Below are 12793 nucleotides of genomic sequence, written 5' to 3' on the forward strand. Positions count from 1 at the left end.
CACGCTGTCGAATTCGGCGGGGCTTGTTCGACGTGTCTGCAAGAGGCACTTCGTGCCAAGCACATCACTAAGGAGAATGACCATGAAGTACATGCTTCTGCTCAAGGCCGACGAGGCGACCGAGTCGGGCCGGCAACCGAGCAACGAGGAGATCGCCGCCATGGGGCGGTACAACGAGGAGCTCATCAATGATGGCGTGCTACTGGCCGGAGAGGGCCTGCACTCGAGCTCTGAGGGTGCACGCGTCGACTTCGACGGTGACGAGCGGGCAGTGACAGATGGGCCGTTCGCCGAAACCAAGGAGCTGATCGCAGGGTTCTGGATTCTGCAGGCCGGATCGCTGGATGAAGCCGTTGAACGGGCGCGGCGGGTGCCGTTGCGTTCGGGCAGGATCGAGGTGCGTCAGGTCTACGACGTTTCTGAGTTCGATCAGGAGAACGAGTTCGTGCAGAAGGAACTGCGGTGGCGCGAAGAGCACGGGGAGTCACGCACGGCGTGACGCCACTGCGATGAGGGAGTGGGCATGACCGTGCCGGCAGCCCCGGTGGTCGGGCGTGAGCAGGTCACCCGGGCGGTCGACGCGGTCTGGCGGATCGAGTCGGCGCGGATCATCTCCACGCTCGTGCGGATGACCGGCGATATCTCGCTCGCCGAGGAATGTGCGGGAGACGCACTCGTCGAAGCTCTCGAGAAGTGGCCGGTCTCGGGCATCCCGCGCAACACCGGCGCGTGGCTGACTGCCACGGCCAAGCGGCGGGCGATCGACCATTGGCGACGGCTGGAACGTCGGGACGCGAAGTATGCGCAGATTGCCCAGATGCATGATCCGAGCCAGGCGCCGGGTCGCCCGGAGCTGATCGACTTGGACGAACCGATCGACGATGACGTGCTCCGGCTGGTGTTCGTGTCATGCCACCCCGTCTTGAACGCTCCGGCGCGCGTGGCACTCACTTTGCGACTGCTCGGCGGGCTGACGACGGAGGAGATCGCCCGGGCCTTTCTCGTCGGGGTGGCGACGATCGCTCAGCGTGTCGTGAGGGCGAAGAGGACGCTGGCAGCCGCGCGTGTTCCGTTCGAGGTCCCCGGCCGTGACGAGTTCGCCGCTCGCCTGGGATCTGTGCTCGAGGTCGTCTATCTCATTTTCAACGAGGGATATTCCGCAACGGCGGGCGACGATGTGATGCGACCCGACCTGTGCCAGGAGGCGATGCGTCTCGGCCGCGTGCTCGCCCGCCTCGTGCCTGCGGAACCTGAAGTTCACGGCCTCGTCGCGCTGATGGAGCTGCAGGCATCCCGGCTCGGCGCCCGCGCGGATTCCAACGGGGATCCTGTGTTGCTCCTGGACCAGGATCGCGCCCGGTGGGATCACCTTCTGATTTCGCACGGCCTCACCGCGTTGGCTCGAGCGGAACTGGTTCGGGTACGACGCGGTGGCAGGCCTCTCGGCGGGTACACACTGCAGGCCGAGATCGCGGCGTGCCACGCTCGATCGGCGCGAGCATCCGACACCGACTGGCACACGATCGCTGCCCTGTACGAAGCGCTTGCGCAAGTATTGCCGTCGCCCGTCGTCGAACTGAACCGCGCCATTGCCGTTTCGATGGCATACGGCCCGCAGGCAGGCCTTGACATTGTCGACGATTTGGTTGCGCGCGACGAGTTGGGCGGCTATCACCTGTTGCCCGCCGCGCGCGCCGACCTGCTGGTCAGGCTGGGCCGGACCGACGAGGCACGCGCGGAGTTTCAACGCGCGGCTGCGTTGACGCGCAACGAGCGAGAACGCATGCAGCTTCTCTCTCGCGCGGAATCCTGCGGCTGAGCCCCGCGAGAATCAGTCGCGCTTGGGCAGTTCCTGCAGCGCCCAGGAGTTGCCGTCCGGGTCGGAGAAGTAGACGAACCTGCCCCACGCCTGTTCGTCGACCTCGCTGGCTTCGACACCGTTGTCGACCAAGTGGCGGCGCGCGTCGTCCGCGTTCGGCACGACGACCTGCACCCCCTTCTGCGACCCGGGTGCCATCTGAGTCAAGCCGAGCCCGAAACAGATCGAGCACGCAGAACCGGGCGGGGTCAATTGCACGAAGCGGACGTTCTCGTCAACGACCATGTCGAAGTCCGCGTGAAAGCCGACTTGGTCGACATAGAACGCTTTGGCGCGGTCCACGTCGGTGACGGGGAAGAAGATGAGTTCGATCTTCCAGTCCATGCTGCTCTCCTTGCGACTCTGCGGACAGTGGAACAGAGTCACAGTAGAACGGATTCGGCGTGGTTGCTAGACCGACTTTCAAGAACGGCAGGAGGGATCGACGCGCAGCGCCGCTACGGCCTGCGGAACTGGTTGACCATCGGGCAGTCGAATGGATCACGGGCAGCGAGGCCGACGCGGTTGAGGTACTGCACGACGATTCCGTATGACCGCATCAAGGTTGTTTCCGTGTACGTCACGCCCATTTGTGAGCAGTGCTCTCGCACGATGATACGGGCACGAGCCAGACTGGGTCGCGGCATGCTCGGGAACAGGTGGTGTTCGATCTGGTAGTTGAGGCCGCCCATCGCGATACTCATCGGGTAGCCGCCGCTGATGTTGCGCGAGGTCAGCACCTGCTTGGTCAGAAAGTCGACTTTGCTGCCGGCGGGGATGATCGGCATGCCCTTGTGGTTCGGTGCGAAGGTCGCACCCATGTAGACGCCGAACACCGCCAGCTGCAAGCCGATGAAGGCGAACGCCATTCCGAGCGGCAAGAACCAGAAGATGACGGCGACGTAGAGCGCAAGACGCAGACCGATCAGGGTCAATTCGAGGCTGCGGCCTCGAGCCGGGCCGTTCTCGAACAGGGAGCGCACGGACGTCACATGCAGGTTCAAACCCTCGAGCATCAGCAACGGAAAGAACAGATAACCCTGCTTCCGCGTGATCAGCGCCATGATCCCGGTGCGCTTGGCTGCGTCTTCTTCAATGAACGAGATGGTGTCGACCTCGATGTCGGGGTCTTTGCCCACGGTGTTCGGGTTGGCGTGGTGCCGAGTGTGCTTGGTCATCCACCAGGAGTAGCTGATGCCGACGAACCCGTTGGCCAGGATGCGCCCGGCCTTGTCGTTTGCCGGGCCGGATGCAAAAACCTGCCGGTGCGACGCCTCATGGGCCAGGAAGGCGAACTGGGTCAGGATGATGCCGAGCGCCCCGGCGATCAACAGTTGGAACCATGAATTGCCGAGGAGCACGAAGCCGGCACCTGCACCCGCAGCGGCGACAACGAGCAGGGCGAAGACGGTGATGTAAAAGCCGCGCCGACGCCGCAGCAGGCCGGCATCCTTCACGGTCTGGAGCAATGCGCTGTATGTGCTTGTGATCGTCGTGCCGTCGGTACGGCGCGGCTTAGTAGCCCGGATTTCTCCGGAGTGGGCTGTCATAGCCATGGATCCTCGTTCGGGGGGTCTTATTCGACTTCCCAGCCGAGGCGTCCAGCGGGCGGGCCCGCTCAGATGATTTGAGCATAAGGGGTCAAACTGGGAGTCTCGCGTGTCACCACGATTTCGATCTTGTTGTTTGGCCAGATTGTTTGGCTGGATGGTGTGGCTGGTTTGTTCAGCCGTGCCCGGATTCGGCAGGAGCCCGAATCAGCGGCCGCGCAGCCGTTCGAATTCCCGACGCTCTCGTTTGGTCGGGCGCCCCGCCCCACGATTGCGTATTGGCGGCGCTGCGACAGACTCGCGTGGAATCGGCGGGGGCGTCAGGTCTGTGAAGCATTCCGCTGCAACCGATGCGCCCACTCGCTTGTCCACAATCCGCTTCACGACGACGACGCGATCGAACCCCGCGCTGCGTACCCGCACTTCGTCGCCGACGTGAACGGGCTGGGCCGCCTTCGCCCGCTCGCCATTGACTTTGACATGACCTGCGCGGCACGCTGCAGTAGCCAGCGAGCGGGTTTTGAAGAGTCTGATTCCCCAGCACCAGCTATCAACGCGCGCGGAGGAGGCATCTGCCATGAATCGACTCTACGACGAACGTGGAATGCTTGGATGTGTGAGCACACCTGATCTGCCTCGTCGACCGCACGGCAGTGGCGATGCGTGGGTCTCCGGCCCGGGCGGTCGTCGTTTCTGGGGCACGTTCGGCGCCGCGGGGCTGCTTGCGGTGAGCGAGCGGCGCGGAGTGTTGCTGCAGCATCGCGCGGAGTGGTCGCACTTCGGCGGCACGTGGGGGCTTCCCGGCGGTGCCAGGCACGAGGGGGAGAGCGCGATCGACGGTGCGCTGCGGGAAGCCGATGAAGAAGCGGGCGTGCCGCGCGATGCTGTGCGAGTGCTCTTCACATCCGTTCTCGACTTGGGCTGGTGGAGCTACACCACGGTGGTCGCTCGCACGGTTCGCGACTTCGACGCGGTCATCGGCGACGCGGAAAGCCTGGAGCTTCGCTGGGTCGCGCTTGGCGACGTTGCGGAGTTACCGCTGCATCCGGGCTTCGCCGTGGCCTGGCCCGGCCTTCGTGCCGAAGTCCTGCGGGTTCTCGCCGCGTGAAGGGCTCGCCTATGCGTGCGCCAGCCGGCTCTTCCAGCCGACCAATCCGCGCACGGTCGGGCTGTCGTCCTGTGCGAGGCGTTCCATCGCATCCGCCGGCACAAAATAGTTGATCGCGACCCACCCGCGCACGACTTCGGAATCGTCTGTGGCAAGCGCTCTCAGTACATCGCACGGTGCTGCCTCATTGCGCGCAACGCAGGCGCGCACGCCGTCATCCGGGTCGTTCGCGAGTGTTTCGAACAGATCGACCGGCGTGTTGTAACTACTGGCGACGCTCTCGCGAATCTTCGGGTTCGTGTTCGTGGCAAGCACCCGAAGGCGCCGGATCTTGCTGGCCGTCACTGGCGGCGATGGGTGCAGCGCGGCCACCTCCTGCGGGGACAGCATCGATGGGGCGGCACGACGCATGGCCTCGCGCTGAGCCGGCGTGTTGAATCTGATGCACGACATGAGCTCAGGGTAGCCCGGCCTCGCGCGCCGCCACGCTCGACACTCGCGGCCTCCACGGGATGATCGGCGAGGTCGTTTGCTGGTATGCGGCGTATTCCGGATAGCGGGAGCGAGAAATCCGCTCGGTGAAGATTGTCGAACCGATGAATAGCACGGTCAGCAGCATTGCGCCGAGCGCCGTCCACTGCAGAACTGATCCGGCGGCGATCGCGCCGAATGCGAAGATGATCCACCATTGCGCGATCTCGCAGAAGAAATTCGGATGCCGCGAGTAACGGAACAGTCCACTTTGCAGAAACCGAGGTCTCGGCGAACGACCTGCCGCGATTTCTGCAGCCTTCCAGCTCTGGAATTTCCACTGCTGCTGATCTGCAATCGTCTCGCCGATCAGGAACGCGATGAATGCGACACCCGCGACGACGTCGAGCACGCCCAGCCCGGTCGGGTGCTGCAATGCGGTGAGAGCGGGCAAAGTGATGAGAAAGAGCAGCAGGTTCTGGTAGATCGAGATGAAGAACAGGTTGAATGCGGCGAAGACGAGCGGGTGCATCCGGCTGCGCAGTGCCACCCATCTGTAGTCCTCGCCGCCGCGACGGTAGCCGCCTTTTCGAGCGAAATTGAACGTGAGCCGAGCACCCCACGCCGTCGCGAGGCCCGCCATCAGCAATCCTCGAGGGTTCGCCATGCCGCCGCCGATCGCAAAGACCCACAGGTAGATCACCGGCATTACAGACCAGACTCTGTCGACCCAGGAGTGTTCGTGTGTCAGAACAGACAAGACCCAGGTGGCGAGGCAGGCAAGTGCAACAATCCACACGCAAACGGTCAGGGCTTCCACAGCGGCATTGTATTCCGGGCGATGTTCCCCGGTCGATGTTTGCGGATTTGCTTCAGACGCGCCAAGCGCTGCCGCCGTCACGTTCTGGCCGCTAGAATCGGTCACCGTGACAGACACCGGAGCGGTCAGTTCGCGGGTGCTGACTGTGCCCAACCTCCTCAGCTTCTTTCGGCTTGCGCTTGTGCCTGTTTTCATCGCCTTGATCGTTATCGGTCAGGACACGCTCGCATTGATCACGCTTGTGGTTTCCAGTGCTACGGACTTCTTCGATGGGTATCTGGCTCGCAAGCTCAATCAGGTGTCTCGCCTAGGGCAACTCTTGGATCCGGCTGCCGACAGGCTGTATATCTTCGCGACGTTGATCGGTCTCGCCTGGCGTGAACTCATTCCATGGTGGCTGGTGGCAGTCGTCGTCTCGAGAGACATCATGCTGACGGTGCTCGGCATCATCCTTGCGAACTTCGGCTACGGGCCGCTGCCCGTGCATCGGCTGGGAAAAGTCGCAACCTTCTGTCTGCTGTTCGCGCTGCCGTTGCTGCTGCTCGGTGAGGCGTTTCCTGGTGTGATTGGGGTGTCCGCCCCTCTGGGCTGGGCGCTGGCATTATGGGGTGCATTCCTGTATTGGTGGGCCGGCATCGTCTACATCATTGAAACCGCGCGTGTTGTTCGAAGCTCGGCCGCACCGCGGGGCCCTCGATCCGATACGCTTGAGGTCAAGGAGGTTGATGGTGGCTGAGGAGACCAACCCCCTGCGCGATTCGTCCCGGGGGAATGAGGACACAACCGCACGTTTCGGTGAGGAGTTCGCTTCGGCGATGAACGCCGATGGTGCCGGAATCACACAGGAGGAGCAGGACGCGATAGCGGCACTGCCCTCCGGATCGGCGTTGCTGGTCGTGCGGAGGGGACCCAACGCGGGTGCCCGCTTTCTGCTCGACGCCGACGTGACGATGGCGGGGCGGCATCCGGATGCGGATATTTTCCTCGACGATGTCACCGTCTCGAGGCGGCATGCGGAGTTCACGCGCCACGGCAGCGCATTCGAGGTCAAAGACCTCGGATCGCTGAACGGAACCTACTTCGACGGTGTGCGAATCGAGAGTGCTCTGCTCACTGACGGTACCGAGGTGCAGGTGGGCAAGTTCCGCCTGACGTTCTATTCTTCCCGTGCTGATCTGGGCGCTGCGGCGTCGAAATAGTGTCTCGCCAATCCGCCGAGGCACGCGCTGCGGGGCCGGCGGCGCTGCTCAGTATCGGCCAGGTTCTTGCGCGACTCACTCCGGAATTTCCCGATCTGACTCCGTCGAAATTACGCTTCCTGGAGGAGCGGGGCCTGGTGACGCCGGCCCGCACCCCTTCCGGATATCGCAAGTTCTGCGCGGACGACCTCGAACGGCTGAGCGTCATTCTGACCATGCAGCGTGATCGTTACCTGCCGCTCAAGGTCATCAAAACCTATCTCGCCGACATCGACGCAGGGTTGAGCCCGATCATGCCCGGCTCGGGTAAACCGCGCGTGCCGTCCATGCTGTCAACCGGTCGGCGCTTCAAACGCGCCGACCTGGTGCGCGAGGCCGGCGCGTCGCCGATGCTGTTGCAGGATGCCATCTCCGCCGCCCTGATCGTACCTGCGGAAATCTACGGCGAGGACGCCCTCGGAGTGTTGCGTGCCATGGTCGAATTGCAACGCTGCGGAATCGAACCGCGCCACCTTCGCGGCTTCCGTGCGTCAGCCGAACGCGAGCTCGGTCTGATCGAGAGTGCCTTGATGCCGGTGGCACGCCGCAAGGACGCGTCCAGCCGTGCGCAGGCTGCCGAGCTCGCTCGCGAGATTGCAGAGCAACTGGAAGTCGTGCGTTCCAGCCTCATCCGCTCGGCACTCGGGCGGCTCTTACCATGACCTGTTCCGACACGCCGAGGTCGATCCACCGAATGTCATTGCCCGGTACCGCGAGCATGGGTACCTTTGACTCAACGCGATTCGATCGGCGTTGTAAGACTCGGGGTGAGAGGCAAGCGAATGAGTGAACTCAGTCCGAATGAGCGTTCTCGTTACGATCAAGGACTGCTTTTCACCGACGGTATGCCGGAAATGGACGACACCAGCGGCTACCGCGGCGCCGTCGCCGCACGGGCGACCGGTATCAGCTATCGCCAACTCGACTATTGGGCGCGCACCGGACTCGTCGAACCGACTGTTCGGGGTGCTGCGGGTTCCGGCTCGCAACGACTCTACGGTTTTCGCGACATTCTGGTCCTGAAGTTGGTGAAGCGCCTACTCGACACCGGGATTTCGCTGCAGCAGATCCGCACGGCCGTCAATCAGTTGCGTGAGTCCGGGGTCAACGACCTCGCACAGACGACGTTGATGAGTGACGGCGCCAGCGTGTACCTGTGCACATCGAACGATGAGGTGATCGACCTCGTCAGCCGCGGTCAAGGCGTGTTCGGGATCGCGGTCGGCAAAGTGCTTCGCGAAGTCGAGACGAGCCTCGTGGAATTGGATACTCACGTCGTCGATCCGCAGGACGAACTGGCCGCTCGGCGCACGGCGCGCAAAATCTCCTGAGCGCTACGTCGGCGGTCGGTCTCGATACGCCTGCTCGCCCTTCGGCTACGCTCAGGGACCGAAAGCTCGCGGGCTACTCGACCACCGATTACTCTGGAAAGAAAGCTGCTAGACCGGCTCCGGGGTGTCGGCGAATTCGCCGATCCGTGCCGTGCGTAGCACGCGCTCGAGCAAGACATCGAAGTTGTGCGCCATCTCCTGCGCACTCTCGCCGGGCCAGATGTGCAACGGTTTCGCCGCTCCTTGAGCCTGCTGAAGGGATGTGCGCTCGGGCAACTGCGGGCTGAGCACCAGCGGGCCGAACATGTCGCGGAGCTCCTTGATGCGGAACTGGTGCTCCAACGACTGAACCCGGGCGCGATTCACGATGATGCCGAGCGGCTGAAGTCGGGGGGAGAGCCCGCGCCGGATCTCTTCGATGGCCCGCAGCGCCCGATCGGCAGCCGCAACCGAGAACAAACCCGGTTCTGTGACGACGGTCACCCGGTCACTCGCCGCCCAGGCGGTGCGGGTGAGGGCGTTAAGCGACGGGGCGCAGTCGATCAGCACCAGGTCGTAGTCGGCCTCGACTGTGGCAAGCGCCTCCTCCAGCTTCCAGATGTCACGGATGCTCGGGTGTGGGCCGTCGAAGTTGATGGCGGACGGGCTGCCGATCATCACGTCGATCGTGCCGGCACGACCCTTGGTCCAGCCGCTCGGAGCGATCGCGGCGCGCACGATCTTCTCCTTCGGAGATGCCAGCACATCGGCCACATTGAGGTGGCCCGCGACAGAGATGTCCATCCCGGTTGAGACGTCGGATTGCGGGTCGAGATCGACGACCAATGTTCGCAAGCCCTTCGCGAACGCTGCCGAGGCGAGCCCGAGCGTCACGGTTGTCTTTCCGACACCGCCTTTGAGGGAGCTGACGCTGAGTACATGCACAAGCACCTACGTTACCTTCACTAGTCTTAGAGAACCTAACCGTTGCCTGTGTGCCTTGCACCCTGCCCGAAAGGTTTTCATGTTCCGTAAGATCCTCGTTGCCAACCGCGGTGAGATTGCTATTCGTGCGTTTCGCGCGGCGTATGAGTTGGGGGCGGCCACGGTCGCGGTTTTCCCGTTTGAGGACCGGAGTTCGTTGCATCGGCTGAAGGCCGATGAGGCGTATCAGATCGGTGAGCCGGGGCATCCGGTGCGCGCTTATTTGGATGTGTCCGAGATCATTCGGGTGGCCAGGGAGTCGGGTGCGGACGCGATCTATCCCGGTTACGGGTTCTTGTCGGAGAACCCGGAATTGGCGGAGGCGGCTCGCGCTGCGGGCATCGCGTTCATCGGTCCGGGTGCGCACGTTTTGGAGATGGCCGGCAACAAGGTCACGGCGAAGGAGCACGCGGTTGCCGCGGGTGTGCCGGTGCTGGCCTCGACGGCGCCGTCGAGGGATATCGACGAATTGATCGCGCAGGCGGAGGGCATCGGGTTCCCGCTGTTCGCTAAGGCGGTTGCAGGCGGTGGCGGTCGTGGGATGCGTCGCGTCGACGAGAAATCGCAGTTGCGCGGCGCGCTGGCCGAGGCGATGCGCGAGGCGGACAGTGCGTTCGGGGATCCGACGATGTTCTTGGAGCAGGCGGTGTTGCGGCCGAGGCATATCGAGGTGCAGATTCTTGCGGATGGGCAGGGCAACACGATCCACCTGTTCGAGCGTGATTGTTCTGTGCAGCGGCGGCATCAGAAGGTTGTGGAGATCGCGCCGGCGCCGAATCTGTCTGATGAGATCCGGCAGTCGTTGTATCGGGATGCTGTTGCGTTTGCGAAATCGATCGGGTACGTGAATGCCGGTACGGTGGAGTTTTTGGTCGACACGGTGGGGGAGCGGGCCGGTCAGCATGTTTTCATCGAGATGAATCCGCGCATTCAGGTCGAGCACACGGTGACGGAGGAGGTCACCGATGTGGACTTGGTGCAGTCGCAGATGCTGATCGCTTCGGGTTCGAGCCTGGCCGAATTGGGGCTGAGTCAGGAGAGCGTACACCTGCGGGGTGCCGCGCTGCAGTGCCGGATCACGACGGAGGATCCGACGGCGGGGTTCAGGCCGGATACCGGCAAGATCACGACGTATCGGTCGCCGGGTGGCGCCGGCATCCGTTTGGATGGCGGCACGATCAATCCTGGGGCGCAGATCAGTGCGCATTTCGATTCGATGCTGGCGAAGATGACGTGTCGTGGTCGGGATTTCCCGGCGGCGGTGGCGCGCGCGCGGCGGGGCTTGGCGGAGTTTCGCATCCGAGGAGTGTCGACGAACATTTCGTTCCTGCAGGCGGTGTTGGAGGATCCCTCGTTCATTGCAGGGGACCTGTCGACGTCGTTCATAGAGGAGCGTCCGCAGTTGGTGCGTGGCCGGGTCTCCAAGGATCGCGGTACGAAGGTGTTGGCGTGGTTGGCGGATGTGACGGTGAACCAGCCGAATGGTGCGCGGCCGATCATGATCGAGCCGGCGCAGAAGTTGCCTGCTGTTGATCTGAGTGTTCCGGCACCTGCGGGTTCCAGGCAGCGGTTGCTTGAGTTGGGCCCGGTCGGGTTCGCGGCGGCGTTGCGGGCGCAGAGCGCGTTGGCCGTCACGGAGACCACGTTCCGGGACGCGCATCAGTCGTTGTTGGCGACGCGGGTGCGCACGAAGGACCTGTTGGCGGCGGCCCCGTATGTTGCCCGGTTGACACCGCAGTTGTTGTCGGTGGAGGCGTGGGGTGGTGCGACCTACGATGTTGCGTTGCGGTTTCTTGGTGAGGACCCGTGGGCGCGGTTGGCGTCCCTGCGTGAGGGCTTGCCGAACGTGGCGATCCAGATGTTGTTGCGTGGCCGTAACACCGTCGGTTACACCCCGTATCCGACGGCGGTGACGGATGCGTTCGTCGGCGAGGCTGCGGCGACCGGTGTGGATATCTTCCGAATTTTCGATGCGTTGAACGATGTGGAACAGATGCGTCCGGCGATCGATGCCGTGCTGGCGACGGGAAGTGCCGTGGCGGAGGTTGCCGTGTGTTACACCGGGGATCTGACGGACCCGGCGGAGAATCTCTACACGCTTGACTATTACCTGCACCTGGCGGAGCAGATCGTTCAGTCCGGTGCGCACATCCTGGCGATCAAGGACATGGCCGGGCTGCTGCGGCCTGCCGCGGCCGAGAAACTCGTGGCGGCGTTCCGGGAACGATTCGACCTGCCCGTGCATGTGCACACCCACGACACGGCCGGCGGCCAGCTGGCGACCCTGCTCGCAGCGTCGCGGGCGGGTGCCGACGCGGTGGACGTGGCGTCCGCGCCGATGGCGGGCACGACCAGCCAGCCCTCGGCATCCGCCCTGGTGGCGGCGCTGGAACACACCGAACGCGATACCGGCCTCTCGCTTGCGGCTGTGACCGATCTGGAACCGTATTGGGAGGCGGTGCGCACCATGTACCGGCCGTTCGAGTCCGGTCTGCCCGGTCCGACCGGTCGCGTGTACAAGCACGAGATTCCCGGCGGGCAGCTGTCCAACTTGCGCCAGCAGGCCACAGCGTTGGGGTTGGCGGAGAACTTCGAACTGATCGAGGACATGTACGCGGCAGCGAACGCGATCCTGGGCCGCATCCCGAAGGTCACCCCGTCGTCCAAGGTCGTCGGCGACTTGGCGTTGTATCTTGCCGCCGTGCACGCGGACCCGACCGACTTCGCCGAGAACCCCGGCAACTATGACGTGCCGGACTCGGTCGTCGGGTTCATGGCTGGGGAACTGGGCGACCTGCCCGGCGGCTGGCCGGAACCGTTCCGCAGCAAGGTGCTCGCCGGGCGAACCGTGCGGATCGGCGTGACCGACATCACCGCGGAGGAACGCGCCGGCCTGGCCGGTGACAGCGCCACCCGCCGCACGACGTTGAACCGGTTGCTGTTCCCCGCGCCGACCCGGCAGTTCGAGCAGATCCGGGAACTGTTCGGCGACCTCTCCGTCGTGGACACCGTCGACTACTTGTACGGGTTGAATCCGGGCACGGAACACGTCATCGAGATCGAAAAGGGTGTGCGCCTCTACGTCGGATTGGAGGCCATCGGCGAAGCAGACGACAAGGGCATGCGCACCGTGATGACGACCCTGAACGGGCAGTTACGGCCCGTGTTCGTGCGCGACCGCTCCATCCAGATCCAAACCAAAGCCGCCGAGAAGGCAGACACCGCCAAACCCGGGCACGTGCCCGCCCCGTTCTCCGGCGTCGTCACACTCCAGGTCGCGGTCGGAGACACCGTCCTGGCCGGCAAACCCGTCGCATCCATCGAGGCCATGAAGATGGAAGCAGCGATCACCTCCCCGATCGCAGGCATGATCGAACGGCTCGCCATCCCCAAAACCCAACAAGTCGACGCCGGCGACCTCCTGGTCGTCGTCACACCACTGGAGGTGTGAACA

The 12793-nt window shown here is 63.9% G+C and carries 14 protein-coding genes; 8 read left to right on the forward strand and 6 right to left on the reverse strand.

Translation table 11 applies throughout. The features are described from left to right. Positions 1-82: 82 nt before the first annotated feature. Positions 83-499, forward strand: a complete 417-nt coding sequence (locus QU604_RS09840; RefSeq protein ID WP_308468626.1) for a YciI family protein — start codon at positions 83-85, stop codon at positions 497-499. Between the two features lie 24 nt (positions 500-523). Next, entirely contained in the window at positions 524-1819 is a 1296-nt protein-coding gene (locus QU604_RS09845; protein WP_308468627.1) for an RNA polymerase sigma factor, read from the forward strand. A 12-nt stretch (positions 1820-1831) separates the two neighbouring features. Here the strand turns inward: QU604_RS09845 and QU604_RS09850 are convergent, their stop codons facing one another. The 3 genes from QU604_RS09850 to QU604_RS09860 form a co-directional block, all read right to left on the reverse strand. Further along, the gene (locus QU604_RS09850; protein ID WP_308468628.1) at positions 1832-2203 is read right to left on the reverse strand and encodes a glyoxalase superfamily protein; all 372 of its coding nucleotides are present in this window, start codon (positions 2201-2203) and stop codon (positions 1832-1834) included. 113 nt (positions 2204-2316) lie between these two features. Beyond that, positions 2317-3414 (reverse strand): fatty acid desaturase family protein, encoded by a 1098-nt coding sequence (locus tag QU604_RS09855; protein ID WP_409350015.1) that lies wholly within the window; start codon positions 3412-3414, stop codon positions 2317-2319. Positions 3415-3615: 201 nt separating this feature from the next. After that, complete coding sequence (locus QU604_RS09860; RefSeq protein ID WP_308468630.1) at positions 3616-3987, reverse strand: Hsp15 family ribosome-associated heat shock protein; 372 nt, start codon at positions 3985-3987, stop codon at positions 3616-3618. Positions 3988-4024: 37 nt separating this feature from the next. Between QU604_RS09860 and QU604_RS09865 the strand changes: the two genes are divergently transcribed. After that, a complete protein-coding gene (locus QU604_RS09865; protein ID WP_308468631.1) occupies positions 4025-4516 on the forward strand; it encodes an NUDIX domain-containing protein in 492 nt (163 codons plus the stop codon). Between the two features lie 9 nt (positions 4517-4525). Here QU604_RS09865 and QU604_RS09870 read toward each other — a convergent pair whose 3' ends face one another. Next, the gene (locus tag QU604_RS09870) at positions 4526-4969 is read right to left on the reverse strand and encodes a hypothetical protein (RefSeq protein ID WP_308468632.1); all 444 of its coding nucleotides are present in this window, start codon (positions 4967-4969) and stop codon (positions 4526-4528) included. Positions 4970-4973: 4 nt separating this feature from the next. Then, entirely contained in the window at positions 4974-5807 is an 834-nt protein-coding gene (locus tag QU604_RS09875; protein WP_308468633.1) for a DUF1295 domain-containing protein, read from the reverse strand. Positions 5808-5913: 106 nt separating this feature from the next. On the opposite strand from QU604_RS09875, the gene QU604_RS09880 reads away from it, so the two are divergent. The 4 genes from QU604_RS09880 (at position 5914) to QU604_RS09895 (ending at position 8376) form a co-directional block, all read left to right on the forward strand. Continuing rightward, positions 5914-6543 (forward strand): CDP-alcohol phosphatidyltransferase family protein, encoded by a 630-nt coding sequence (locus QU604_RS09880; protein ID WP_308468634.1) that lies wholly within the window; start codon positions 5914-5916, stop codon positions 6541-6543. Continuing rightward, a complete protein-coding gene (locus tag QU604_RS09885; protein WP_308468635.1) occupies positions 6533-7006 on the forward strand; it encodes an FHA domain-containing protein in 474 nt (157 codons plus the stop codon). The genes QU604_RS09880 and QU604_RS09885 overlap by 11 nt, the downstream gene beginning before the upstream one ends. Further along, positions 7006-7707 (forward strand): transcriptional regulator FtsR, encoded by a 702-nt coding sequence (ftsR, locus tag QU604_RS09890; RefSeq protein ID WP_308468636.1) that lies wholly within the window; start codon positions 7006-7008, stop codon positions 7705-7707. Before QU604_RS09885 ends, ftsR begins: the two co-directional genes overlap by 1 nt. A gap of 120 nt (positions 7708-7827) precedes the next feature. After that, on the forward strand, positions 7828-8376 hold the full coding sequence (locus tag QU604_RS09895) for a MerR family transcriptional regulator (RefSeq protein WP_308468637.1): 549 nt from the start codon (positions 7828-7830) through the stop codon (positions 8374-8376). A gap of 108 nt (positions 8377-8484) precedes the next feature. On the opposite strand, the gene QU604_RS09900 is transcribed toward QU604_RS09895, so the two are convergent. After that, positions 8485-9300, reverse strand: a complete 816-nt coding sequence (locus QU604_RS09900) for a ParA family protein (protein ID WP_308468892.1) — start codon at positions 9298-9300, stop codon at positions 8485-8487. Positions 9301-9379: 79 nt separating this feature from the next. On the opposite strand from QU604_RS09900, the gene QU604_RS09905 reads away from it, so the two are divergent. Beyond that, a complete protein-coding gene (locus QU604_RS09905; protein ID WP_308468638.1) occupies positions 9380-12790 on the forward strand; it encodes a pyruvate carboxylase in 3411 nt (1136 codons plus the stop codon). The last annotated feature ends 3 nt before the right edge of the window (positions 12791-12793 follow it).

Origin of the sequence: Rathayibacter sp. SW19 (assembly GCF_030866825.1) — a bacterium.
GTDB classification, from domain to species: domain Bacteria; phylum Actinomycetota; class Actinomycetes; order Actinomycetales; family Microbacteriaceae; genus Rathayibacter_A; species Rathayibacter_A soli.

Coding starts and splice junctions, on each gene's coding strand:
- QU604_RS09840 (WP_308468626.1), top strand. CDS start 83: ATGAAGTACATGCTTCTGCTCAAGGCCGACGAGGCGACCGAGTCGGGC.
- QU604_RS09845 (WP_308468627.1), top strand. CDS start 524: ATGACCGTGCCGGCAGCCCCGGTGGTCGGGCGTGAGCAGGTCACCCGG.
- QU604_RS09850 (WP_308468628.1), bottom strand. CDS start 2,203: ATGGACTGGAAGATCGAACTCATCTTCTTCCCCGTCACCGACGTGGAC.
- QU604_RS09855 (WP_409350015.1), bottom strand. CDS start 3,414: ATGGCTATGACAGCCCACTCCGGAGAAATCCGGGCTACTAAGCCGCGC.
- QU604_RS09860 (WP_308468630.1), bottom strand. CDS start 3,987: ATGGCAGATGCCTCCTCCGCGCGCGTTGATAGCTGGTGCTGGGGAATC.
- QU604_RS09870 (WP_308468632.1), bottom strand. CDS start 4,969: ATGTCGTGCATCAGATTCAACACGCCGGCTCAGCGCGAGGCCATGCGT.
- QU604_RS09885 (WP_308468635.1), top strand. CDS start 6,533: ATGGTGGCTGAGGAGACCAACCCCCTGCGCGATTCGTCCCGGGGGAAT.
- QU604_RS09895 (WP_308468637.1), top strand. CDS start 7,828: ATGAGTGAACTCAGTCCGAATGAGCGTTCTCGTTACGATCAAGGACTG.
- QU604_RS09905 (WP_308468638.1), top strand. CDS start 9,380: ATGTTCCGTAAGATCCTCGTTGCCAACCGCGGTGAGATTGCTATTCGT.